Annotated in this window: 19 protein-coding genes and 1 pseudogene; 5 read left to right on the top strand and 15 right to left on the bottom strand. The window is 62.3% G+C overall.

Annotated features, from left to right (window positions below):
• Positions 1 to 70: 70 nt before the first annotated feature.
• The 3 genes and pseudogenes from ABMD26_RS18770 to ABMD26_RS18760 all read right to left on the bottom strand — a co-directional run bounded on the left by ABMD26_RS18770 (position 71) and on the right by ABMD26_RS18760 (position 2,740).
• Positions 71 to 346 carry a DUF5629 family protein gene (locus ABMD26_RS18770; protein ID WP_236707082.1) on the bottom strand — a complete coding sequence of 92 codons (276 nt, stop codon included), beginning with the start codon at positions 344 to 346 and terminating at the stop codon, positions 71 to 73.
• 69 nt (positions 347 to 415) lie between these two features.
• The gene (gene araD1, locus ABMD26_RS18765) at positions 416 to 1,405 is read right to left on the bottom strand and encodes an AraD1 family protein (RefSeq protein ID WP_354311201.1); all 990 of its coding nucleotides are present in this window, start codon (positions 1,403 to 1,405) and stop codon (positions 416 to 418) included.
• A 22-nt stretch (positions 1,406 to 1,427) separates the two neighbouring features.
• Positions 1,428 to 2,740, bottom strand: a pseudogene (locus ABMD26_RS18760) (MFS transporter).
• A 215-nt stretch (positions 2,741 to 2,955) separates the two neighbouring features.
• Between ABMD26_RS18760 and ABMD26_RS18755 the strand changes: the two are divergent.
• Entirely contained in the window at positions 2,956 to 4,695 is a 1,740-nt protein-coding gene (locus ABMD26_RS18755; protein ID WP_314570517.1) for an IlvD/Edd family dehydratase, read from the top strand.
• A 33-nt stretch (positions 4,696 to 4,728) separates the two neighbouring features.
• Here the strand turns inward: ABMD26_RS18755 and ABMD26_RS18750 are convergent, their stop codons facing one another.
• The 5 genes from ABMD26_RS18750 to earP all read right to left on the bottom strand — a co-directional run bounded on the left by ABMD26_RS18750 (position 4,729) and on the right by earP (position 9,573).
• Positions 4,729 to 6,222 (bottom strand): glucosyltransferase domain-containing protein, encoded by a 1,494-nt coding sequence (locus tag ABMD26_RS18750; protein WP_354311199.1) that lies wholly within the window; start codon positions 6,220 to 6,222, stop codon positions 4,729 to 4,731.
• Entirely contained in the window at positions 6,206 to 7,219 is a 1,014-nt protein-coding gene (locus ABMD26_RS18745; RefSeq protein WP_354311197.1) for a glycosyltransferase family 2 protein, read from the bottom strand. The genes ABMD26_RS18750 and ABMD26_RS18745 overlap by 17 nt, the downstream gene beginning before the upstream one ends.
• Entirely contained in the window at positions 7,216 to 7,590 is a 375-nt protein-coding gene (locus ABMD26_RS18740; RefSeq protein WP_134723252.1) for a GtrA family protein, read from the bottom strand. Before ABMD26_RS18740 ends, ABMD26_RS18745 begins: the two co-directional genes overlap by 4 nt.
• Before the next feature lie 221 nt (positions 7,591 to 7,811).
• On the bottom strand, positions 7,812 to 8,381 hold the full coding sequence (locus ABMD26_RS18735; RefSeq protein ID WP_049858924.1) for an elongation factor P: 570 nt from the start codon (positions 8,379 to 8,381) through the stop codon (positions 7,812 to 7,814).
• Positions 8,382 to 8,430: 49 nt separating this feature from the next.
• Complete coding sequence (gene earP, locus ABMD26_RS18730) at positions 8,431 to 9,573, bottom strand: elongation factor P maturation arginine rhamnosyltransferase EarP (RefSeq protein WP_134723253.1); 1,143 nt, start codon at positions 9,571 to 9,573, stop codon at positions 8,431 to 8,433.
• 122 nt (positions 9,574 to 9,695) lie between these two features.
• On the opposite strand from earP, the gene ABMD26_RS18725 reads away from it, so the two are divergent.
• Positions 9,696 to 10,160, top strand: coding sequence for a GreA/GreB family elongation factor (locus tag ABMD26_RS18725; RefSeq protein ID WP_122743578.1), 465 nt, complete (start codon positions 9,696 to 9,698; stop codon positions 10,158 to 10,160).
• Positions 10,161 to 10,462: 302 nt separating this feature from the next.
• Here the strand turns inward: ABMD26_RS18725 and ABMD26_RS18720 are convergent, their stop codons facing one another.
• Together ABMD26_RS18720 and ABMD26_RS18715 are read right to left on the bottom strand one after the other, a co-directional pair.
• Positions 10,463 to 12,886: a glucose/quinate/shikimate family membrane-bound PQQ-dependent dehydrogenase gene (locus ABMD26_RS18720; RefSeq protein ID WP_134723254.1), complete on the bottom strand. Its 2,424-nt coding sequence runs from the start codon at positions 12,884 to 12,886 to the stop codon at positions 10,463 to 10,465.
• A 295-nt stretch (positions 12,887 to 13,181) separates the two neighbouring features.
• Entirely contained in the window at positions 13,182 to 13,607 is a 426-nt protein-coding gene (locus ABMD26_RS18715; protein ID WP_354311192.1) for a cell wall hydrolase, read from the bottom strand.
• A 233-nt stretch (positions 13,608 to 13,840) separates the two neighbouring features.
• Here ABMD26_RS18715 and ABMD26_RS18710 point away from each other — a divergent pair, with 233 nt between their 5' ends.
• The gene (locus ABMD26_RS18710; protein WP_354311190.1) at positions 13,841 to 15,955 is read left to right on the top strand and encodes an ATP-binding protein; all 2,115 of its coding nucleotides are present in this window, start codon (positions 13,841 to 13,843) and stop codon (positions 15,953 to 15,955) included.
• A 187-nt stretch (positions 15,956 to 16,142) separates the two neighbouring features.
• A complete protein-coding gene (locus ABMD26_RS18705) occupies positions 16,143 to 16,604 on the top strand; it encodes a PA2169 family four-helix-bundle protein (RefSeq protein ID WP_134723257.1) in 462 nt (153 codons plus the stop codon).
• Positions 16,605 to 16,698: 94 nt separating this feature from the next.
• Here ABMD26_RS18705 and ABMD26_RS18700 read toward each other — a convergent pair whose 3' ends face one another.
• The 5 genes from ABMD26_RS18700 to ABMD26_RS18680 form a co-directional block, all read right to left on the bottom strand.
• Complete coding sequence (locus ABMD26_RS18700; protein ID WP_134723258.1) at positions 16,699 to 17,247, bottom strand: S1 family serine peptidase; 549 nt, start codon at positions 17,245 to 17,247, stop codon at positions 16,699 to 16,701.
• 576 nt (positions 17,248 to 17,823) lie between these two features.
• The gene (locus ABMD26_RS18695; RefSeq protein ID WP_122743584.1) at positions 17,824 to 18,750 is read right to left on the bottom strand and encodes a LysR family transcriptional regulator; all 927 of its coding nucleotides are present in this window, start codon (positions 18,748 to 18,750) and stop codon (positions 17,824 to 17,826) included.
• The gene (locus tag ABMD26_RS18690) at positions 18,747 to 19,721 is read right to left on the bottom strand and encodes a quinone oxidoreductase family protein (protein ID WP_134723259.1); all 975 of its coding nucleotides are present in this window, start codon (positions 19,719 to 19,721) and stop codon (positions 18,747 to 18,749) included. The genes ABMD26_RS18695 and ABMD26_RS18690 overlap by 4 nt, the downstream gene beginning before the upstream one ends.
• A 120-nt stretch (positions 19,722 to 19,841) precedes the next feature.
• The gene (locus ABMD26_RS18685) at positions 19,842 to 20,882 is read right to left on the bottom strand and encodes a histone deacetylase family protein (protein ID WP_134723260.1); all 1,041 of its coding nucleotides are present in this window, start codon (positions 20,880 to 20,882) and stop codon (positions 19,842 to 19,844) included.
• A gap of 27 nt (positions 20,883 to 20,909) precedes the next feature.
• On the bottom strand, positions 20,910 to 22,244 hold the full coding sequence (locus ABMD26_RS18680; RefSeq protein ID WP_134723261.1) for an MFS transporter: 1,335 nt from the start codon (positions 22,242 to 22,244) through the stop codon (positions 20,910 to 20,912).
• A gap of 163 nt (positions 22,245 to 22,407) precedes the next feature.
• On the opposite strand from ABMD26_RS18680, the gene ABMD26_RS18675 reads away from it, so the two are divergent.
• Positions 22,408 to 23,349, top strand: coding sequence for a LysR family transcriptional regulator (locus ABMD26_RS18675; protein WP_134723262.1), 942 nt, complete (start codon positions 22,408 to 22,410; stop codon positions 23,347 to 23,349).

Genomic DNA, 23,349 nt, shown 5'->3' with positions numbered 1-23,349 from the left:
TCTTGCATGGCGCTGAATGTTGTTGCGGCAGCAGGAGCGAACGTGGATCGGACTTTACAGACCACCGTGTTCACGCCTGGGTTTCATCGTCTTCGTCGCGGGCCGAAAAGGCACTGAGGCAAGTCAAGGTGTGGGACGTGCCGTCGCGAGTGATAACGAAGCTGTCGGGCTCGGCACCTGGCTGAGCCGCTTGCTGCTCAGCCAGGGTAAACGCCCAACGCTTGAGCTCGCGGCCGTCCATGCATTCGATGTGCAGGGTCTGCTCTTCGTCGAAGGAGAAGTCGAAGGCATGCAGCGTGTCGATCAGCAGCATGTCGCAGGTTTCTAGCGCGGTGGGCAGGGTCATGGTCGGACCTCCTGGGTAAAGTCGGACCATGATACCTGCGATGCATCCTTCTGGCCTGCTGTCGCGCCCCTACAGGACGCCCACGGTGCCTGGAGCGAACGCTTGCTCTGCCTGGCCAACGCTGTTCACCAACGGTGCGCCGAACTCCGGCAGACTGATTTCGAAGCGATCACCCACCTGGGTGGCGAGGCCATCGGCGAACGACAGCGTGGCCGTGCCGAAGAAGTGAATGTGCACGTCGCCGGGATTGAGGAACTGCGCGTACTTGAAATGGTGGTACTCGAGGTTGTCGAAGCTGTGGCACATGTTTGCCTCGCCACTGAGAAATTCCTTTTCCCAGATCACCTCGCCAGCACGCCGGATACGGCTGGTGCCGGACAGGTGCTCGGGCAGCTCGCCCACGCGCAGCTCCGGACCATAGCTGCAACTGCGCAACTTGGAATGGGCCAGGTAGAGGTAGTTCTTGCGTTCCATCACATGGTCGGAGAATTCGTTACCCAGGGCGAATCCCAGGCGATACGGGCGGCGATCCGGGCCGATCACGTACAGCCCGCCCAGCTCGGGCTCTTCGCCGGCGTCTTCGGCAAAGGGCGGAACGGGGAACGCCTGGCCGGGCCGCACGACGATGCTGCCGTCACCCTTGTAGAACCACTCCGGCTGCACGCCGGGCTGGCCCGCGGCAGGCTTGCCGCCCTCCACGCCCCACTGGAATATCTTCATGCTGTCGGTGACTGCCGTGTCGGCGCTGTGCTGGTGCATCTTGTCCCGGGCGGCGGCACTGCCCAGGTGGGTCAGGCCGGTGCCGGTCACCAGCATGTGCGCCGGATCGGGGTGATCCAGCGGCGGCAGAATGCGCCCCTGCTCGAGCAACTGCGGGTAGTCGTGCTGCTCACCCAGACCACAGCCATCCACCGCCTGGGCCAGGCCATGGCCTGCGGCGATGGCGGCCAAAGCCAGTTCACGAACGCTGTTCGCGCCGCGCACTTCGTGGATCCGATCGCCGTCGACCAGACCGACCCGACGTTGACCGTTGTTCAATTCAAATTGCACCAGATGCATGACGAGCTTCCTTTTGCTGGGTTCAGGAACGGGCGCTGGCGGCGAACGCATCGGCCGGCAGCACGTGACGGCGCTCCAGCAACTGGTAGACCACTGCGGTCAGCACCAGCCCGAACACCATCACGCCGCTGAGAAAATACAGGCCGCTGGCCAGGTTACCGGTGTACTCCTTGAGCGCGCCGATCACGAACGGCCCGATGTAGCCGCCCAGGTTGCCCACCGAGTTGATCAGGGCAATGCCGGCCGCCGCACTGGCCCCGGCGAAGAAGCGGCCCGGCAGGGTCCAGAACACCGCCGTGCAGGAGAACAGGCTGAACGCCACCAGGCACAGAGCTGCCAGTTGCGCCGCCGGCAGGCTCAGCCAGGCGCTGAGAAACAGACCGATTGCGCCCAGCACGTACAGCACCGCCAGGTGGCCGTAGCGGTCGTTGAGACGATCCGAGCTGCGCGGGATGAGCAACAGGCCGATGATGCCGAATACATACGGCACCGAAGACACGAATCCGGTGGTCAGGTCGCTGCCGCCGAATTGTTTGATCAAGGTCGGCAACCACAGGCCCAGGCCGTAGATGCTCAAGGTCACCGGCAGGTAGAACAACGCCAGCAGCAGCACGCGAAAATCCTTGAGCGCATGCAGCGGGTTGCCGTGGCGGGTCTGGCCATAGGCTTGCAGGTCATTCTGCAGTTCAGTGGCCAGCCAGTCTTTCTCAGCCTGGTTCATCCATTTGACCTGCTGCGGGCCATCGGGCAGCCAGCGCAGCACCGGCCAGGTCAGCAGGATGGCCGGCGTGCCGATGACGATGAACAACCACTGCCAGCCGTGCAGGCCGAGCACGCCGTCCATGCCCAGCAGAGCGCCGGACACAGGCCCGGTGATCATCATGGCGATGGGTTGGGACAGAATGAACAGACCCAGGATCTTGCCGCGGTGACGGACCGGGAACCACTGCGTGATGTAGTACAGCACGCCGGGAAAGAAGCCGGCTTCGGCCGCCCCCAGCAGGAAGCGCATGACATAGAAGCTGTGCGGACCCTGCACGAACGCCATGCCGATGGTGATGGCGCCCCAGGTGATCATGATGCGGGCGCGAACCAGCGACGGGCGCCGAAGCGTTCGAGCATCAGGTTGCTGGGGATTTCCAGCAGAAAGTAGCCAATGAAGAACAGCCCTGCACCCAAGCCGTAGGCGGCGTCGCCGATGCCCACGTCCGCGCCCATGTGCAGCTTGGCGAAGCCCACTGCGGAGCGATCCACGTAGGCGATCAGGTACAGCAGAATCAGGAACGGGATCAATTTGAAGGTGATGCGGCGTATAAGCCCGAGTTCCTGGCTCATGGGATCGATCTCCACTTTCTTGTTTTTATGCTTGTTTTGGGTGGGAAGGCCACAGCGCCCCGTCGCCCTTTTCGGGGGACCTGAAACGACGCTCAACCTTCACTGAAATCGACTTTATAGTATTACTATTTGCTTCACAAGCTCTTCCAATCGACGATCCAATGGCCTATTTTGAGGGCATACACAAAAACAAGTCTTACAATAAGAGAGCCCTCATGCCTGACAATAAACCCACCCTGCGCTCGGCCCAATGGTTCGGTACGGCTGACAAGAACGGCTTCATGTACCGCAGCTGGATGAAGAACCAGGGCATCGCCGATCACCAGTTCAATGGCAAGCCGATCATCGGCATCTGCAACACCTGGTCCGAGCTGACGCCGTGCAACGCCCACTTCCGCACCATCGCCGAACACGTCAAACGCGGCGTGATCGAGGCCGGTGGCTTCCCCGTGGAGTTCCCGGTGTTCTCCAATGGCGAGTCCAACCTGCGCCCCACGGCGATGCTCACCCGCAACCTGGCCAGCATGGATGTAGAGGAAGCGATCCGTGGCAACCCGATCGACGGCGTGGTACTGCTCACCGGCTGTGACAAGACCACCCCTGCCCTGCTGATGGGCGCGGCCAGTTGCGACGTGCCGGCCATCGTCGTGACCGGCGGGCCGATGCTCAACGGCAAGCACAAGGGCAAGGACATCGGCGCCGGGACCATCGTCTGGCAGATGCACGAGTCGTACAAGGCCGGCCAGATCAGCCTCGACGAATTTCTCTCGGCCGAGGCCGGCATGTCGCGGTCGGCCGGTACCTGCAACACCATGGGCACCGCCTCGACCATGGCCTGCATGGCCGAAGCGCTGGGCACGTCGCTGCCACACAACGCCGCCATTCCCGCAGTGGACTCGCGTCGCTATGTGCTCGCGCACATGTCGGGCATGCGTGCAGTGCAGATGGTTCGTGAAGACCTGCGCCTGTCGAAGATCCTTACCAAGGAGGCGTTCGAAAACGCCATTAGGGTCAACGCGGCCATCGGCGGCTCGACCAATGCAGTGATCCACCTCAAGGCCATCGCCGGCCGGATCGGCGTGGAGCTGGAGCTGGACGACTGGACGCGCATCGGCCGCGGCACCCCCACCCTGGTCGACCTGCAGCCGTCGGGGCGCTTCCTGATGGAGGAGTTCTACTATGCCGGCGGTCTGCCGGCCGTTCTGCGCCGCCTGGGGGAAAACAATCTGATCCCCAACCCGGATGCCTTGACCGTCAACGGTCAGACGTTGTGGCAGAACGTGCAGAACTCGCCGATCTATGGCGAGGACGAGGTGATCCGCGCCATCGACAACCCCTTGGTGGCCGACGGTGGCATCTGCGTGTTGCGCGGTAACCTGGCGCCGCTGGGCGCCGTGCTCAAGCCCTCGGCCGCCACTCCTGCGTTGATGACCCATCGCGGTCGCGCGGTGGTGTTCGAAGACTTCGACATGTACAAGGCGCGCATCAACGATCCAGACCTGGACGTGGACGCCAGCTCCATCCTGGTCATGAAGAACTGTGGGCCCAAGGGTTATCCGGGCATGGCCGAGGTCGGCAACATGGGTCTGCCGGCCAAGCTGCTGGCGCAAGGAGTCACCGACATGGTGCGCATTTCCGATGCGCGCATGAGCGGTACCGCCTACGGCACGGTAGTCCTGCACGTGGCGCCGGAAGCCGCCGCCGGCGGGCCGTTGGCAGTGGTCCGCGAAGGCGATTACATCGAGCTCGATTGCGCCAGCGGGCGCTTGCATCTGGACATCCCCGACAGCGAACTGCAGGCCCGCCTGGCTGACTGGCAGGCACCCGCGCAGTCGTTGCTGGTGGGCGGCTACCGGCAGTTGTACATCGACCATGTGATGCAGGCCGACCAAGGCTGCGACTTCGATTTTCTGGTCGGGTGCAGGGGGTCCGAGGTGCCGCGGCATTCGCATTGATCGATGCTTGCGCACGACATCAAAGGCGCGCAATCAGGGGTCGGTACCCGGCTTGAGGCGGATGTATGCCTGGGTACCGTCCACATAGATGCTATAGAACAGGCTATCGACGGTAGGCGGTATGCCAGTCTGCACCTTGTGCCGGACCGCCTCGGCCTGTTCGGCAGATGCCGCTGAAACGTTGGTGATTCCGGCGGCACGCGGGAAGGTTTCAGGCAGCCAGATGAAGTCGATGTTGACCACGTACTTCATCACTGGCATCAGGCTGAACGTGCCTTCGGCCCCCGGCAGCCACCCTCGCGTATCGGCCTGCACCGCGTAGTACCGTTCGATGCCGCGCAGGCCCGTGTGGGAAGCCACGTCATAGGCCACATGCTGAAGCACACTGTTGGAGTAGTCCTTGTGCAGGTTCAGGACACGCCCGTAGGCGAAGGAAAACGAGAGCAAGGCCAGGATCGGCACGATCAGCAGCCGGCCTAGTCTGGCATCGAGGGTCGTCAGCGCCACACGGCTCAGATAGAAAACCAGTACCAGAGCAGAAGACAGGCCCATCATCAGGCGGGCACCGTCCTGGTAGGGGGCGAAAAGGAACATCAGGCCGGGAATCGACACCACCGCCGTACCCCCTGCACTCACACAAGCCAGCGCCCTCACCCACTTCGCCAGGCCACTGGACGCCTGTCGCACCGTTCGCCACACAATCAGAAAGAATCCGGCCAAGGCGCTCGCCAGTACCGCCCAGCACAGCCACGCATTGGCACTGGTGTACAACGCGGCAACACGGTGCGCTGCCGTTTGCGCATCGGATAAAAGCAATGAAACCCAGCCCGGATCGAGCGTTCGCAACGCCGTGCGCTCTTGAGTCAGGAATTGATACGCGGTGAGCCCGTACACCAGCACCCCGGCGGCAAGATGCACTGCCTTGTCGACGATCAGGCGCATCAACTGGCGTGTCGAGGCACCCTCGCCGGCAGCGCGGATCAGCTCTACACAGCACAGCCCGACATAGATATTGATCACCATCTGATAGAGGCTCAGGCCCGCAGCAATGCAACACGCCGCGATACCGGTCTGAACCATGAACGAGGGATGACGCCAGGTCGTTGCGTAGATCATCGCCACGACCCCCAGTGCCATGGCCGGTCCGTCGTATTGATAGGAAAGGTTCTGCAGAAAGAACGGGCTGTACCACAGTGGCAGTACCACGAGGCACGCAGCGATGGTGGGCGTGGGAAAGTACAGAGTGGCAAGCGATCTGAGCGCGTAGGCCATGGCGACCATGGCGATCAGCAGCGGCAACGGGAACAGATTGGGCGCACCACGGGTGAAGGACAATCCCTGGTGGAACCACTCGATCAGAATGCGCCCGCTGCCCTTCCATTCCATCCCGGCCACCTGGGCTCGCCAGTTGTCATCGATGTAATAATGATCGGCGAGGATCAATGGCAATCCGAACAGCATCACTGCCAGCAGAAAGAACAGCAGCATCTGATGCGGGGTCAATTCACCGTCAACGGTTCCTTTCACCACTGACCTCCGTGAAGGAGGGGTCGTGGATAGGCTGCAAATGCCTTTCTCGCTCATGGGCAGTCGCTTTGTGCCGCTGGCTGACCACGTTCTTGATCACATAGCGGGGTCGACGCTTCGTCTCCATGTACATGCGGCCCACATACTCGCCCAATATACCGATGCCTATCAGTTGCAAACCGCCAAGAAAGGCCGCTACGGCGATCAATGGATAAAAGGCCGATACGCGGCCGTCGAACAACAACGTGTCCAGCAACAGATAGCCACCGTGGAGAAACCCCAACAGCGCGGCAACGGCGCCCACATAACTCCACACGCGCAACGGCAGCGTGCTGAATGAAGTGATTCCCTCAAGCGCCAGGTTCCACAACTTCCACACATTGAACTTGCTCAGGCCAGCGGCCCGCGGCGCTCGGTCATATTCGACGATGGCCACATCGAACCCGGCCCAGGACAACACGCCCTTCATGAACAGTTGCTGTTCAGGCAGCGCCTTGATCACATCGACCACGCGCCGATCCATGAGGCGGAAATCGCCGACGTTTTCCTCGATGTGAGGGCTGGCGATACGGTTGAGCAGGTGATAGAACAGCGACGCCGTGTACCGCTTGACGTAGTTGTCACTGGAGCGATCCCGCCGTTTGGCCAGGACCACGTCGGCGCCCTCGCGCCAAGGCTGAATCAACCGCGCAACCACCGCTACCGGGTCTTGCAGGTCCACGTCCATCGGCACCACGGCCTCGCCGGTGGCATACTCGAGCCCGGCAAACAACGCGGCCTCCTTGCCGAAATTGCGGGAAAAATCGATCAACAGCACATGGGCGTCGCTCACCGCAATCTGCGCCGCACAGTGAGCGGTACGATCGGTGCTGCCGTCATTCACGAAAACGACTTCCACACAGTAAGGCCGCAGAGAAGGCTCTGCACGTACGGTGCGATAGAACAGTTCCAGCGCCTGCTCTTCGTTGTACACCGGCACCACCAGGGAAATCTTCATGGCGTTGCCTTGCGAAACACCAGCCAGTTGGCCAGTGCAAAGCCGACGAGCAAACTCACAATGGAAAACAGCGAAACCGTCGCCAGACCAGGCCACTGCCACCGGTCCGCTACATTGCCTACCCCCCAACTCAGACCGCCCATGCACAGCATGAAGGTTGCATAGCGAAGCAGAGACGCCGGCACGGCGAAGTTGAAAAACGCATTCAGGTAAAACGACCCGGACGCCGCGATCAGAAACGCCAGCACATTGCCCGTCGCTTGCGTGGTATGGAACAGTTCGCGAAAGACGAAGAACAACTGCCAATGGATCAACGTATTGGCAATGCCGATCACGCCATAGGTAAAAAACGCCTGCCCTGTTTTCGTCATTGACCTTCAACTCGGGTTGCCGGACATCAACATGCTCCCCAGCAGGCTAGTTGAATCCAGGCCGAAAAAAGGTGATGACTTCAGTAAATGTTTTTCCGCATCAAAGGCTTGTGTATGTTTATGCACAGCGCCTTGGAATCATTGGTCTTGCATGACTGCCCGGCAAAAAAAAACCCGACTCAAGGTCGGGTTTTTGCATCGCTATCAAGCAGGCATGAAGCTTACTTGGCGCGACCTTTGTACGAACCGCCTTCACGGGTGTCGATCTCGATCATGTCGCCGATCTCGATGAAGTCCGCAACGCTCAGCTCGGTACCGTTCTTCAGTTTGGCAGGCTTCATGACCTTGCCCGAAGTGTCGCCGCGAGCGGAACCTTCGGTGTAGTCGACCTGACGCACGATGGTGGTCGGCAGTTCTACGCTGACCAGACGCTCTTCGAAGAACACGGCTTCGCAGACGTCGGTCATGCCTTCTTCCACGAATGGCAGAACGGCTTCGATGTCTTCGGCGTTCAGTTCATACATGGTGTAGTCGGTGGTATCCATGAACGTGTAGCTGTCACCGCTGATGAACGACAGGGTCGCTTCCTTGCGGTCCAGGATCACGTCGTCCAGCTTGTCGTCGGCACTGTAGACGGTTTCGGTCTTGTAGCCGGTCAGCAGGTTCTTCAGCTTGGTCTTCATGATCGCGCTGTTACGGCCCGACTTGGTGAATTCAGCTTTCTGAACCAGCCAAGGGTCGTTGTCGATACGGATCACGGTACCGGGTTTCAGTTCTTTACCAGTTTTCATTACGAATATCCGAATTTGGATGGTGATTTACAAAAATCTAGGCCGCGTATCATAGCCAATTTCGGTAAAACTGCACCAGCGCCGTCGCAAGATCAGCTTGTGCGGCCTGTAGCGCGCACCATTGACGCGCATGCGCGACCAGTTCCGGCCAGTGTTCGAGGGCCTCGCGCCACGCCGGGCCGATGTCGGCGCCCTCCACGCTCTGGTTCCAGGCCCGCCACAGTCCGCGCAGCGCCGCATAGGCCGCGGGCGACAGGCCCTCGCCGTAGCGATCGAGGAACGCTTCGAGCTTTTCCCAGTGGGCGTATTCTTCCTGCACATAGATGTGCCAGACCATCGGCGCGGCGGCCCACTGGGCGCGAACGAAGGAATCTTCGCCGCGCACGGCATTGAAATCGCAGCACCACAGCAGCCGGTCATATTCGCTCTGGCGGACGAACGGCAGCACCTGGACCTTCAGGCTGCCTCGTTGCACCTGGCTGCCCACCTCCAGGGAGGCTTCACCCAACCATTGCCGCACATCGGCCAGTACTCGTCCTTCGGGGACCAGCAGATGATTGCTGCGCGTATCGTCAGCCAGCGCGTCCAGCCATGAGGCCAGGCCGCTGTGCTCGTAGGCGAACAGGGACAGCAAGCGCGCCCCCGGTTCGGGCTCCACGCCCATTCCTGCGAGAAACGCCTGACGCGCCGCAGGATCGGCCTGGAAAGCCTCGCGCCGCTCGATCAGCCCGGCTTCGCGCAACAGGCCACCGGTCCCCGTGGTGAAACCGGGGAAGAAGAAGTACTTGCGCAGCCCGCCCGGCTGCGGCGACGGCAGGCCGTGGCAGCCGTCGACCCAGGTTTCGGCGCTCAGGTAATCGAGGTTCAACCACAACGGTGACGGGCTGCGAGCCGCCATCGCGTCCACATATTCGGGCGGTAGCTTGCAGGCGAAGGCCCCCACCACCACGTCGGCGACCTCGGTCGCTTGCCATTCGCCACTCCAATGCCGGACTTCGACGCCGTCGTGCCACTGCTGCGCCTGTTCGGCGTTCGCCGCGGGCCACAGGCGGGCGAACGGCACCAGGTCGTCGACCCACAGACGAACCTGCATGCCGTGCTCGACCTGCAGCTGCCGGGCCAGGCGCCAGGTGATACCAATGTCGCCGTAGTTGTCCACGACCGTACAGAAAATGTCCCAGGTGGCCTTCATGGCTGACTCCAACGCAAACGGTTACACAAAGCGCGCTATTGTCCGCATAAACACCGGTGCACAGAAGCACTAAAGGCGGTTCGTGCGACAATCGTGCGCTCGCCCCAACCATCAGTCTGCCCATGAACAAGCCTGCCCTGCTGCAATCGATCATCGAACGCCTGACCCTGGACCTGGACGTTGCCCAGCGGGCCGCCCAGACGGCCTATGAAACCGCCACCCACGAAGAGAACGTGGCCGAGAACAAATACGACACGCTGGGGCTGGAAGCGTCCTACCTGGCCACCGGACAGGCGCGACGGATGGAGGAGATTCGCCAGGGACTGGCGAAGTTTCGTGCACTGCAGTTGCGTGATTTTCGGGCGGGAATCGAGCTGGGCGCGCTGGTGACGCTGGAATCGGCAACCGGTGCGCGCCAGTGGTTTTTCCTGGGTCCGGATGCGGCGGGGTTGAAGCTTGAGTTCGAAGGCTGCCCGATCATGGTCATCACCCCACGCTCGCCGCTGGGGCAAAGCCTGTTGGGCAAAGAGGTGGACGATGAGGTCAGCATGGGCGGCACCGTTCAGGTCATCACCGAGGTGATTTGACGCCCGGAGCAAGTAGACACACCGCGTGCGCCGCTGCTACAGGGATGGTGCATGCCGCGTCTGTGTGCGACGCGGTTTGTTTGGCACACCGCGTGAGACATTGACGCCGCGATCCCCTGTAGCAGCGGTGCAAGCCGCGTCCGGCATCGACGCGGATTGTCTGATACACCGCATGCGCCGCCGACGCGGCTCGCGCCGCTGCTACAGGGATTGTGCATACCGCGTCTGGGTGCAATGCGGTTTGTTTGGCACACCGCGTGAGACATTGACGCCGCGATCCCCTGTAGCAGCGGCTGTGGGTGCTACTTCTTGTCGGGCAGGGCGTAGGCGATCACGTAGTCGCCGCGGTCTGGCGACTGGCGGGCGCCGCCAGCGGTGATGACCACGTACTGCTTGCCAGTCTTGGGCGAGACGAAGGTCATCGGGCCACCCTGACTGCCAACCGGCAGACGCGCTTTCCAGGCCTCTTCACCGGTGGCCGAGTTGAACGCCCGCAGGTAGTAGTCCTGTGTACCGGCAATGAACACCAGGCCACCCTGGGTCGACAGCGTGCCACCCAGCGTCGGCATGCCGATCGGCAGCGGCAGGTGCATCTTCACACCCAGCGGGCCGGTGTCTTCCACGGTGCCGACCGGTACTTGCCACGCGACTTTCTGAGTCTTCATGTCGATCGCGGTCAAGGTGCCGAAAGGCGGCGCCTGGCACGGGATGCCTGCGATGGACAGGAAGCGGTTCTTGTTCACGGCATACGGCGTGCCCTTGAGCGGCACCGCACCCATGCCGGTGTTCAGCGCTTCGCCACCCGAAGAAGCCTTGGCATCCTTCTGCTGGGGCACCATCTGCACCCACAGGCCCAGACGCATGTCGTTGACGAAGATGAAGCCATGCACTGGGTCGGTCGACAAGCTGCCCCAGTTCATACCACCCAAGGAGCCCGGGAAGCTGAGCGACACATCGGTGCCCGGCGCGGTGTAAAGGCCTTCATAACGCATTTTCTTGAACGAGATGCGGCACAGCATCTGGTCGAACGGCGTGGCACCCCACATGTCCGATTCGCTCAGGTGTTGCGCGCCGATCTGCGGCATGCCCACCGACAGCGGCTGGGTCTTGGCATAGGGTTCGCCGGGAATGTCCGAGCCCTTGACCGGAATGTCCTGCACAGCGGTCAGCGGTTGACCGGTGGCGCGGTCCAGCACATAGATCTGCCCCGCCTTGGTCCCGATCACCACCGCCGGCACGCTGCTGCCGTCAGGCTTGGGGAAGTCCATCAAGGTGGGCTGCATCGGCAGGTCGAAGTCCCACAGATCGTTGTGCACGGTCTGATAGACCCACTTTTCCTCACCCGTGGTCGCGTTCAGCGCCAGGATGGAAGCACCGTAGCGGTGATCAAGCGCGGTCCGCTCGACACCGTAGATGTCGGTGGACGAGCTGCCCATGGGCAGGAACACGGTGTTCATCTTCGGATCGTACGACATCGGCGCCCAGCTGTTGGGCGTGCTGCGTACATAGGTGTTGTCGCCGGTCGGCGCCTGCTTGTCTTCAGGGTTGCCCGGGTCGAAGGCCCAGCGCATCTCGCCGGTGATCACGTCGAAACCACGGATCACGCCACCGGGCATGTCGGCTTGCACGTTGTCGGCGACACGGCCGCCGACCACCACGGTAGTGCCCGCCATCAACGGCGCGGACGACAACTGATAGTAGGAATCGGGAACCTTGCCCAGACCGGCTTTCAGGTCCACCTGGCCATTGTTGCCGAAGCCCTGGCAGAACTCGCCGGTGTCGGCGTCCACGGCAATCAGGCGGGCATCGATGGTGTTGGTCAGCAGGCGACGCTGGCAGTTGGCGCCGGGTGCGACCGACACCGCCTTGACCGGCGTGTTGCCTTCACTGGACTCAACCACCGGGCTGCTGGCATCGAAATACGCCAGGCCACGGCAACGCTGCCAGACCGCAGCCTGGGCATTGATCTCGTTCTTCCACAGCTCTTTGCCGGTGTCGGCATTCAGGGCGATGATGTTGTTGTGCGGGGTGCACACGAACACCTTGTCACCCACCTGCAGCGGTGTGGCCTGATCTTCGGCGCCGTTGCCGTTGCTGATGGCGACGTCACCGGTGTGGTAGGTCCAGGCCGGTACCAGGCTGGCGACGTTGTCACGGTTGATCTGGTCCAGGGCCGCGAAGCGATTGCCGCCTTCGTCGTTGCCGTAATGGGCCCAGTCTTTCTGCGCATTGGCCGGGTTGACCTGGGTCAGGCCGGGGCCTTCACCGGTCGGCGCGACCGAAGGGTGTGGCACGAACATGCCAGCGCCGCCGGCAACCACCGCCACTGCCAGCACGGCGCCGAGCACATAACCAGCACGGCCGCCATTGAGGCCATTGGCCCGACGCAAGGTCGGGTAGGCCAACGCCACCACCAGGCTCAGCACCGCCGGGGCGAACAGACGGGAGATCTGCGGCCAGAAGTTCAGACCGGCGTCGACCAGGGCCCAGATCACCGACAGCACCATGACCGCGGCAAACAGCCAGGCGCCCAGCAGGCGCGACTTGAACAGGGCAATGGCGGCGACGGTCATGCCCAGACCGGCCAGCAGGAAGTACCAGCTCCCACCCAACGCGGCGAGGTAGCCACCGCCAGCAAGATAGAGCAGTCCGAATACGAGTACGCCCAAGGCAGCGACCCAGATGGGCCAACGGCGCACCGCTGGCGAAGGTTGAGGCTTAGTCATGTTGCATGATCCTGTTGACGCATGAACGTTTCTGGAAGGTCGAACACAGTGTAGGCAAGCCTGTACGACACGCTTGTCAGGACACGATGGGTGACGCGGTTCCACGACCTGCACGGCCTCCCGTCAAAGCTCCCGGCAGGGAAACGGGTGCCGCCACAGCATTAACTAATTAGTTAGTTACGCAACGATATCAAAAAAATCCTGCAGCTGCGACAAATCGCCATAGCGCAGCGCGGTGAAACACTGTTGCACGGGCGGTAATACTGACCAGGTTTTGTCGAGACTGCAGGTAGGCTCAGGCCACGTTCTTGAAGAAGGCATGACCACCCAGCACCACGGTGCGGGTAGCGTCCTTTGTCCAGGCTGGCGGTGGGCAGAGGTGCGTGGCGTGGTAATGGGTGGCGCCGCCGGTGGGGTCTGCCACCTGGCCGGCCACCACCTGTTCGGCTACTGTCAGGGCTTGCGCCAGCTGCGCCGGGGGAATGGGACGAGCGCCGCTGACATAGGGGTAATTGGGATCGCGAAGGTTCCAGCAGCTGAACTGCCAGGGCTTGCGACACACACCGATGTAGCCCTCGCCCCACCATGACCGTGGCTGGGCGTCCTGAACGCGGTTGCGGATGACCCAGGCCACCGCGATTTGTCCGCGGATGCCTTCGCCACGGGCTTCACCCCATAACGTTCGCGCAACGACATCGTGTACCTGTTGAATGTGTGTCATGGTGATCTCTGCTGATGAACGGTCGGGCGAGGCCAGATTGCTGAGCTGCGCAGGGGTTTGCCAGTCGGCAACGATTCCCCACCGGCAGCGGCGTGGCGGTAGTTTGCCGATCCGAATAAAGCAGCCCAAGGCTTGAGACTTGGCGGTATTGGCTCTACAAATGACAGACCCAGCCTTCGCCGCACACTCACCCGCCCCTCGATCGCCCATGCCACCACGGAGGCCCGTTACCGATGCACGCACCTGACGACGACCTGGACATCGGAACCCGCACTTCCGATTGGGGATTGAGCCGTCTGCATGCCGCGACTTCGGTCAGGTGGGTGGCCAAGCTATTGGCCTGGGTGGCGCTGCTCACCGGTGCCGCAGCGCTGTGCGAATACGGGCTGGGTCGACCCCTGCTCGATCACTTGGCGCCAGCCCTCACGGGGATGTCGCCACTGACGGCCATGGCCCTCGCCGCGCTGGCGCTTTCCTGCCTGCTGGGACGGCGTGCGCGCCCCAGTTGGCTGCTCGCCGGAGTCGCCGCGTGCATCGCCTTCGCCTTGCTGGGCGCGCACTTGCTCATTGGTCATGACGTTTTCAGCGGCCCGGTGAACGCGTGGTTGTTTGCCCCTTCGCCGCTCGTCCACGGCAGCGTTTCCCCGGCCACGGCGAGCTGCCTGGCCCTGCTGAGCGTGGCGCGCATGGCGCAACTCGCCGGTCGACACAAAGTCTGCGATGTCCTCGCCCTGCTCGCCTTCGCCGTGGCCGGCATTGGCCTGCTGGGTTATGCCTACGGCGTGAAGGACCTGTACTCGGTGCTGCTGTTCAATGCCATGGCGGTGCACACCGCCTTGGCGCTGGTGTGCCTGGCGGTGTCGATGATGCTGTTCCAGGCCGACCAGGGCTGGTTGAACGTGGTCACGCTGAGCAATCGCGCCGGCGCCGCGACCCGCCGACAGCTGCTGCTGACCGCCATCCTGCCAGTCATCGGCTGGCTGCTGCTGTCGGCCGTCAACGCCCGTGCCATCGGTGCGCCTGCCGCACTGGCCCTGGTAGTGGCAACGGTGTTCATGCCGCTGGTGATTCTGATCATCAAGGATGGCCGGGTGACCGCGCGGCTGGACCTGCAACGGCACAAGCAACGGCGACTGGAGACCACCATCAGGCAGCGTCTGGAGCTGGAACTGGACGAGAAGCGGGCCGAGCTGGAACAGGAATCGGCGCAACGCATCGTCGCCGAACAGGCAATGAACCGCGCTCAGCGTCTGGATGCGGTAGGCCAATTGACGGGCGGCATCGCTCATGATTTCAACAACCTGCTGATGGGCGTTTCAGGCAACCTCGAACTGCTCCATCGTCACCTCGTAAGCGATCCCAAGGCGCTGAAGTATGTGACCAGGGCCACCCTGTCCACCGAGAAGGGCATTCGCCTGACCGGGCAATTGCTGGCCTTCTCACGCACGCAACGCCTGAACGTATCGGCGGTCAATCTCGCCGATAGCGTCAACGCTGCCTTCGAACTGGTGGGTAACGCACTGGGCCCTGACATCAACATCGACATGCAGACGCCGAACCGTCATCTGTTCGTCAGCACCGACCCATTGCAACTGGAGATGGCCATCCTCAACCTGGCGCTGAACGCCCGAGATGCCATGCCCGATGGCGGCTGGTTCACCGTCAAGTGCTCGCCCACCGAGCCGTCGAGCACGCCGCCCACGGTATCGATTCACGTCAGCGACAGCGGCACGGGCATGTCGCCCGAGGTGCTGGCCAAGGCCTGTGAACCCTTTTTCACCACCAAGGAATCGGGCCGCGGTACCGGCCTGGGCCTGGCTCAGGTGTATGGCCTGTGCCGTCAATGCGGCGGGGATCTGAGGATCACCAGTGAACCGGGCCAGGGCTCGACTTTCGAGCTGGTGCTGCCTGCGGCCGAGCGACCGCAGGTGCCCTCGCGCGGCGTGGTGCAGCCCATGACGACCGCGCCGGCGATACCCTTCGCCCAGCCGGTGCTGGTCGTCGACGATGATGATGCGGTACGCACGGTGCTGGTCGATGACCTGCGCGCCCGCGGCTACCAAGTGATCGACGTCGACCGCGGCAGCAAGGCATTGGCGCTGCTGGGAAACACGCGCTTCGCGGTAGCCGTCATCGATTTTCTGATGCCGGAAATGAACGGCGCCGAGCTGGCGCGCAAGGCCCGCCAATTCGTTCCGCAGTTACCGATCATCTTCATCAGTGGCTATGCCGACACCCTTGCGCTGGATGCCATCGCCGGCGCAGTGGTGCTGCGCAAACCCTTCGAACTCGATCAGTTGGACCGACTGGTCAGGGAGTTGGCCAACACAACCGGACCGAGCGCCTGAGTTTGCTGGGCGTTGGCAGGTGTCGAGGCGTCTGGCAGAGGACCTGTGTGCGAACGCTGAAAGCTCATTTTCAAAAAAATCGGAACCTTCGGTACAACCGGGCGCCCTAATCACAGCGTACGTACCATGCATACGCCATGGCTGCCTCTTGGGTCTGAGCCAGACCGTCCATCACGGAGATTTTGAAATGACCGACACTCATAAAGAAACGATCAAGGTACTCAACGACCTCATCGAGACATCGAAAGATGGTGAGGCTGGTTTCAAGGATCTCGCCGAGAACACCAATAACGCCGAACTCAAGGGCGTCTTCACTACCGCTGCTGCCGACACCGCTTCCGGCGCTGCCGAGCTGCAAGCCTACGTCCGTCAACTGGGCGGCGAAGCTGAAACCACCACCAGCGTCGCTGGCGATCTGCACCGTCGTTGGGTCGACCTGAAGTCGGCCATCACCGGTAAAGACGATGTTGCCCTGCTCAACGAAGCCGAGCGTGGCGAAGACGTTGCCAAGAAGAGCTACACCAAGGCCCTGGAAAACAAGGATGTGACCCCTGAGGCACACGCTTTGATCCAGAAGCAGTATGAAGGCGTAATGCGCAACCATGACAAGATCAAGGCCCTGCGTGACGCAGCTCGCGCTCAGAAATGAGTGAAGGGCTTGGGCGGCTGCCAAGGCCGCCCGAGCCGTGCTTTTCCCGCCACGTCCCCCGCCTCGACAACTCCCCTGCCCTCGCGCGACCCACTCAACGTATCACGTAGCCTGCAACCGGGGCCGGTACCTTGACGTCACCCTGAAAGCGCCGCCATTCCTTCTCGATTTCCTTGTAACCCATGAACACGCTCACACGCTTGGCATCGGCCAGGTCGCTGTTCGTCAGGTTTTGGGTGTAGTGCGTGGGCACGAATGCCACCGTCATCCCGACCACGGAGCCGTCTTTGCCATACACCGGCCCGCCGGACATGCCTACGGCGCTGGGACCATCGTGGATGGAATAGAGCACGCCATCATTGAGGTTCTGGAGCAGCAGCTTGCCTTCCTTCACCTGACCGCTGCCTTTGACGGGCATCAGCAAAGGGCTGAAACCCACAGCGGTGACGCTTTCGCCCACCGATGCCTGACGCCAGTGCGGCGCCGAAGTGGCTTTGCGCTTGATGAAGACCACGTCGCCGCGACCGCGGTACGCGACATCACTCAGATAAGGCGTGTGTTTGGCGGAAACTGCATAGTCCTCGTTCCATTGCACGGCCGAGGCTTGATACAGAAGAGGGGCGGGAAGACTGGAGGTGACCATGAAAGCGTCTTTGTAGGCAGCATCGCTTACAAAGGGAGTCGGGATGCCATTACAGCCGGAAAGGAGCAGACCGAGCGTCAGGCAGATAGATCGATTCATTGTGTTCCAATGTAGCAATCCCATTTCTGGGATTATAAAAGCAACCTTGCTTGCGTGGTTCTCACCCCTCTGGATGAGAATAGGTTCGCTTGCGCGAGTGTTTGTAAAGACCCTGGATACCGGCGCGTTCATAGGGCGCTACGCGGTGATCCAGGCCGCCATTGTTCCCTGGCGATCCTGTCGGATCGTGACTGACAGCATGATCGGGTGTCGGTCGGCATGATCGTGAAGCTCAAGAGCTGCACGGGGCATGTCGAACCAACCAAGGCCATAAAGCCCTGGATAAAAGGACGCAATGACCGATGATGACATTGTGCCATCACTTGTTGCGGACAAGCAAATTTGATGATGGCTTTTGGCCCTCATGTGTTCGCTTGTAATGGGGGTATCGGTCGAATTGTCAGAGACTTTAATATCACAGTGACACTACTGTGACGTGGTTCCGCTTTGCGTGCCAAACGATCCACCAGGGACCGTTCACAACGCCCAGAGCGGCCCACTGGCAAACCTGGATTCGATCCATGCCTTGAACGCCAGAACAGTGGCCGCCGGAAATTTCGAGGACGGCCGTATCAGGTAGACCCCGCCCACTGAATCCAGTCGCCAGTCGGGCAGTACCTGAACCAGTTCGCCCGACGCCAGCTCACGGCTCATCAGCCACTCGCCGGCGCCGAGAATACCCACGCCCGCCAATGCGGCGCTGAGCAGGGTTTCGCTGTCGTTGGAGGTCAGGGTGCCCTGGGTCGTCACGCTCTCCTGCCGCTGTGCATGGTGCAGCCGCCACTCCGGAAACGACGCCAGCCCACTGAAGCGCAGGCAGTTGTGCCGGACGAGGTCGCTGGGGCTGAGCGGCATGCCGAACCGTTCGATGTAGGCGGGAGCCGCGCAGAGTATGCGGCGATGGTCGCAGAGCTTGTTGGCGATCAGCCGGCTGTCGTCCAGCTCGCCGATGCGCAGGGCCAGGTCATAGCCCTGCTCGATGATGTCGACGACATGCTCGCTGTAGTCGGCAATGATCGAAACACCAGGGTGCGCGCTTAGAAATTCGGGCAACAACGGCGCCACCCACAGGCGCCCCATGGCCGCCGGCAGCGCTAGGCGCAGGACGCCGCGCACCTGCGCGACGCCCGAGGTGGCCTGCTGCTCGGCTTCGGCGATCTGGGACAGCGCCGAGCGCAGGCGCTGCTCCAGCTTCGCGCCGACGTCGGTGATGCGCACCTGGCGGGTCGAGCGCTCCATGAGTCGCACGCCCAGCCGCTTTTCCATGGCGGCCAGGCGTTTGGAAATCACCGTGGGATGACGCTGCAGCAAGCGCCCGGCGGCGACGAACGAGCCCTGGCTGGCGACGGCCAGGAAGGCGGCGATCTCGTCGCTGTGCTGACTGTCGAGCAGGTCCGGGGTCATGGCGTCAGAACGATCGCCCCGCCCGACTGCCCCGACTCGAGTGCCTCATGGGCACGCGCTGCTTCGGCCAGCGGATAGGTCTTCCAGATCCGCGGCGTGATGATCCCCGCCTCGACCGCTGCCAGCACGTCGGCGGCGCGCTCCTGATACTCGGCGGCGGAGGCCGTATGAGCCACGATCGACGGCCGGGTCAGGAACAGCGAGCCCTTGCCATTGAGGGTGGACAGCTCGACCGCCGCCGGAGCGCCCGAGGACGCGCCGAACGACACCATCAGGCCCCGCGGTCGCAGGCTGTCCAGGGACGCCTCGAAGGAGATCCGTCCGATCGGGTCGTAGACCACGTCCACCTTGCGCCCCTGGGTCAGCTTCGCCACATCCGCAGCCAGCGTGGCCGCATCGAACACCAGCACCTCGTCGCAGCCCACGGCCCTGGCCCGCTCGATACTTTCGGGCTTGGACACCACACCGATGACGTACGCGCCCAGGTGCTTGGCCCACTGGCCCATGATCTGCCCCAGGCCACCGGCGACGCCGTACAGCAGCATCGTCGTTCCGGGGCCCACGGGGTAGGTGGATTTGAGCAGGTATTGCGCGGTGATGCCTTTGAACAGCACCGCCGCCGCCTGCTCGAAGCTGACGCCAGCGGGCAGCTTCACCAGACGTTCCGCAGGATAGAGCCGCTGCGCCGCATAGCCGCCCAGCGGGCCTGTGGCATAGGCCACGCGGTCGCCCGGCTGCACGTTGGTGACCCCAGCCCCCACCGACACCACGGTGCCGGCACCTTCCAGGCCGAGGCCGGACGGCAGCGGCACCTTGACCGCACCGTTGCGCTGGGTGACGTCGAGATAATTCACGCCAATGGCCGCCTGCTGCAGCCACACCTGCCCCTCCCCCGGCGCCTGCTCGGCCTCAGTGTCCTCCCACAGCACGGAAGGTTCGCCCGGTTGATTGAAACGGATCACTGCGGCCATGTCGTTCTCCAGTCGGTCAGTAGTGCGAGTGAGTATGGAAACTCGCTCGGGGTTCTACAAGACGGTGGATTTGCAGTATATATCTGCATGGGGTGCAGCAATCTTCAGCGGATAAACGGCTCAGTCGCCGCCACCATCGAGCTGCCAGACCTGAGGCCCGACAAAAAAGGCGCGTGCATTGTCCTCAAGGGATTCCAGGTGGTAGCCACCCTCCTGAACGATCACGCACGGCAGACCGAGGCTGCGCACCCGCTCGCCCAATCGAGCGAAGCCTGCGGTGGTCACTGCCACCTTGCTTTGCGGATCCAGTTCATAGATGTCGAAGCCCAACGACAGCACCAGCACGTCGGCACCAAACCTGGTCACCGCGTCGAGTGCCTGCTCCAGCTTGTCCATGAACACCGACTCGGTCGAGCCATGGGGCATTGGCAGATTCAAGTTGAATCCCTCGCCCGGCCCGGCGCCGCGCTCATCGTCGAAACCCGCAACACCGGGGTAGAAGTTGGTCGGGTCGCCATGGATCGATACGTAGAGCACGTCATCGCGCTCGTAGAAGATTTCCTGAATGCCCTGCCCATGGTGCATGTCACTGTCCAACACGGCGACCTTGGCATAACGGGCAAGCAGCGCCTGGGCTGCCACGGCGGCGCTGTTCACGTAGCAGAAGCCACCGGCGGCCTCGGCCCGCGCATGGTGCCCAGGTGGGCGGCACAGCGCATAAGCGGCGGGTTCTCCGTCGAGTACGGCCTGAGCAGCAGCCACGGCACACTGCGCCGACCAGTAGGCTGCGCGCCAGGTATGCTCGCCAACCGGGCAACTGCCATCAGCCAGATAGCGCCCCGCTTGCGCGAGGATGCCGCGCAGGGCATTGGGCTCGCGAACGAAGATGTTCGACATGACTTCATCGCCCCAGTCCTCAGGCACCTCTTTCCAACGCTGGTGTGCCTCCTGCAGGAATGCCAGGTACGCGGAACTGTGCACGGCCAGCAAAGGTTGCAGACCGAAATCGCTAGGCTGCTCGATGGCAAAGCCCAGCGACTCGGCGGCCTTCACCAGGTTCAAGGCACGCTCGGGGATTTCCTGCGGCGTGCGCATCTGACCTCGGGAGTAATAGCTGCGCGGGTGATGAAGCAATTGTTCTGGGTGAAAGAAACTGCGCATGACGGGTTCTCCGAAAAATTGATGGGCTCAGCGCGGTTGCGTGACACCGGCCATTTCAAGGTCGTGAGCGGCGGCGTGACGGCGCGCCAGCGCCAGGACGCATACCAGCGAGGTGCCTGCGATCAAGGTGTAGAACACTGCCATCGGCCACCACTGACCGGCATAGGTATGAGCCAGCCAGGTACCGATCAAGGGAGTAAGGCCGCCCGCAACCGCGCCGCACACTTGATAGGCCAGGGAAATGGCGGTGTAGCGCACGCGGGTGGCGAACATGCCGCTGACGAAACCGGCAATCACGGCGTAGAACGACGCCATGCAGATCACCGCCAGGGCAATCCCCAGGATGATCTTGCCGGGCTCGCCACTGCTCACCAATACGAACATCGGGTACGGCGAGGCCATCGCCAGGGTCGCCACCAGCGCCAGAAACCGTGTGGCACCGATTTTTTCGGCGATCCACGCCGCCGCGGGCTGAATACAGAACTGGATGACCGAAACCACGAACAGGCACTCCAGAATGAGCGAACGCGGCAAGCTCAACTGCTGGGTTGTGTAGGCGATCATGAAGGTGTTGGTGAAGTACACCCCGGCAATGCCCAAGGTGTTGGCGCCGATGCACAACAACAGCGGTCGCCATGCTGTTTTCAAGACCTCCACCACCGGTGCCTGCTCGGTGTGGCCTGGCACACTGCGAGCGTGTTCGGCCTTGGCCTTGTCGTCGAGAAACTCGGGCGACTCGTTGACGCCCAGACGAATCATCAAGCCTACGATCAACAGCAGTGAACTGGCCAGGAACGGCAGCCGCCACCCCCAGCTCATCAGGTCGGCTTCGGGTAGCCGGGTCACCGCGCTGAATGCCAGCAATGACAGGATCAGGCCCGCCGGGCTGCCCAGCTGGGCGAACGAGGCGAAGAAATTCCGTCGCCCCTTGGGAGCATGCTCGCCGGCCATCAGCACTGCTCCGCCCCACTCGCCGCCCACGGCGATACCCTGGACGATCCGTAGCAGGATCAACAGTACCGGCGCCGCAACGCCGATCTGTGCGTAGGTCGGTAGCAGGCCGATGCAGACGGTGACCACGCCCATCATCAACAGGGTAATGACCAGCGACTTCTTGCGCCCGATCCGGTCACCGACATGGCCGAAGATGATGCCCCCCAGCGGTCGCGCAAAGAAGCCCACCGCAAAGGTCCCGAAGGCCGCCATGGTGCTGAACAAGGCATCCGTGGAAGGAAAGAACAACTGGCCGAACACAAGCGCGGCGGCCGTGGCGTAGATGTAAAAGTCGTACCACTCGATCATGGTGCCGATGAACGCAGCGGCGGCGGCCCGTTTTGGCTGCGCTTGAGCAGGACGGTTCATGGAATTGAGACTCCCGTAGAGGTTGTTGTTTTGGCAGGAGATAAACGACGGTCGCTGCGCTCTGACGGCGCTTGCTGGAAATGATTTTTCGGCGCAGGGCTATGATTAGTCAATGTTCTATTTATTATGCATATTATAAATCTGAGTGATAATTGGACGAACGATGGAAGAAGGTCGCCGCGAACTCCCCCTGCTCAACGATCGTCTGGACTGGAACCTGCTGCGTACCTTCAGGGTGATCGGCCAGGAGCTGAGTATCAGCCGCGCTGCCGCACGCCTGCACTTGACTCAACCGGCGGTCAGCCAGGCATTGAAGCGCCTCGAAGAGCAGTTGGGCTATCAGCTCATCGCTCGCCGGGGACCGCGCTTTGACTTGACCGAAGCCGGTCACAAGATCTTCGCCACCGCCGGCGAGATGTATGGCCAGGTTTCGCAGATGAGTCAGACCCTGGAGCAGCCGGGCGATGATGTAGTGGGCAAGGTGCGGATACTGATGGTCAGCCGCATCGTCAACACCCGCTTCGACCAGTACCTGGCCACGTTCCATCGTCAGCATCCCAGGGTCGATTTCGAGATCGACGTGATGCGCAGTTCCGACATCGTCAGCGCGCTGTTGGAAAAGACCGCCAGCTTGGGTGTCAGTCTCAACCGCCGAGTGCAGCCACGGCTCGAACAACGCCTTTTTCAGCGTCAGCGCTACATGTTCTATTGCGGCCAACACCACCCGTTGTACGGCCAGGCCGGGCTGACGCTGGAGCAGTTGCAGGCGGAGAACTTCGTCAGTTTCACCAGCGACCAGATTGGCGGCATGCTCTCGCCACTGACGATCTTCCGCGACCAACAGGGGTTCAGCGGCAGAATCGTCGCCTCATCGCCAAGCCTCGAAGAAATTCGTCGTCTGGTCATCGCCGGCATGGGCCTGGGTTGCCTGCCCGAGCATGTGGTGGCCGAGGATGTCGGCAATGGCCTGCTGTGGCAACTGCCGCCCTATGAAGGCGTGGCCGATGTCGATATCCACCTGCTGTGGAACCGCGACCAGCGCAGGACACGGGCGGAAACGGTGTTCACCGATGGCCTGGTGCGCTGCATGGCCGAGCCGGCCTGA

It is taken from the genome of Pseudomonas sp. PvP001 (assembly GCF_040546375.1).
GTDB classification, from domain to species: Bacteria; Pseudomonadota; Gammaproteobacteria; order Pseudomonadales; family Pseudomonadaceae; genus Aquipseudomonas; species Aquipseudomonas coleopterorum.
This window is presented reverse-complemented; position numbering and strand designations above follow the sequence as displayed.

What these genes read in the sequence shown, in the direction of transcription:
- ABMD26_RS18675 (WP_134723262.1), top strand. Translation starts at nt 22,408, where the DNA reads ATGGAAGAAGGTCGCCGCGAACTCCCCCTGCTCAACGATCGTCTGGAC.
- ABMD26_RS18690 (WP_134723259.1), bottom strand. Translation starts at nt 19,721, where the DNA reads ATGGCCGCAGTGATCCGTTTCAATCAACCGGGCGAACCTTCCGTGCTG.
- ABMD26_RS18770 (WP_236707082.1), bottom strand. Translation starts at nt 346, where the DNA reads ATGACCCTGCCCACCGCGCTAGAAACCTGCGACATGCTGCTGATCGAC.
- ABMD26_RS18695 (WP_122743584.1), bottom strand. Translation starts at nt 18,750, where the DNA reads ATGACCCCGGACCTGCTCGACAGTCAGCACAGCGACGAGATCGCCGCC.
- ABMD26_RS18715 (WP_354311192.1), bottom strand. Translation starts at nt 13,607, where the DNA reads ATGACACACATTCAACAGGTACACGATGTCGTTGCGCGAACGTTATGG.
- ABMD26_RS18725 (WP_122743578.1), top strand. Translation starts at nt 9,696, where the DNA reads ATGAACAAGCCTGCCCTGCTGCAATCGATCATCGAACGCCTGACCCTG.
- ABMD26_RS18720 (WP_134723254.1), bottom strand. Translation starts at nt 12,886, where the DNA reads ATGACTAAGCCTCAACCTTCGCCAGCGGTGCGCCGTTGGCCCATCTGG.
- ABMD26_RS18735 (WP_049858924.1), bottom strand. Translation starts at nt 8,381, where the DNA reads ATGAAAACTGGTAAAGAACTGAAACCCGGTACCGTGATCCGTATCGAC.
- araD1 (WP_354311201.1), bottom strand. Translation starts at nt 1,405, where the DNA reads ATGCATCTGGTGCAATTTGAATTGAACAACGGTCAACGTCGGGTCGGT.
- ABMD26_RS18755 (WP_314570517.1), top strand. Translation starts at nt 2,956, where the DNA reads ATGCCTGACAATAAACCCACCCTGCGCTCGGCCCAATGGTTCGGTACG.
- ABMD26_RS18680 (WP_134723261.1), bottom strand. Translation starts at nt 22,244, where the DNA reads ATGAACCGTCCTGCTCAAGCGCAGCCAAAACGGGCCGCCGCCGCTGCG.
- ABMD26_RS18745 (WP_354311197.1), bottom strand. Translation starts at nt 7,219, where the DNA reads ATGAAGATTTCCCTGGTGGTGCCGGTGTACAACGAAGAGCAGGCGCTG.
- ABMD26_RS18685 (WP_134723260.1), bottom strand. Translation starts at nt 20,882, where the DNA reads ATGCGCAGTTTCTTTCACCCAGAACAATTGCTTCATCACCCGCGCAGC.
- ABMD26_RS18700 (WP_134723258.1), bottom strand. Translation starts at nt 17,247, where the DNA reads ATGGTCACCTCCAGTCTTCCCGCCCCTCTTCTGTATCAAGCCTCGGCC.
- earP (WP_134723253.1), bottom strand. Translation starts at nt 9,573, where the DNA reads ATGAAGGCCACCTGGGACATTTTCTGTACGGTCGTGGACAACTACGGC.
- ABMD26_RS18740 (WP_134723252.1), bottom strand. Translation starts at nt 7,590, where the DNA reads ATGACGAAAACAGGGCAGGCGTTTTTTACCTATGGCGTGATCGGCATT.
- ABMD26_RS18710 (WP_354311190.1), top strand. Translation starts at nt 13,841, where the DNA reads ATGCACGCACCTGACGACGACCTGGACATCGGAACCCGCACTTCCGAT.
- ABMD26_RS18705 (WP_134723257.1), top strand. Translation starts at nt 16,143, where the DNA reads ATGACCGACACTCATAAAGAAACGATCAAGGTACTCAACGACCTCATC.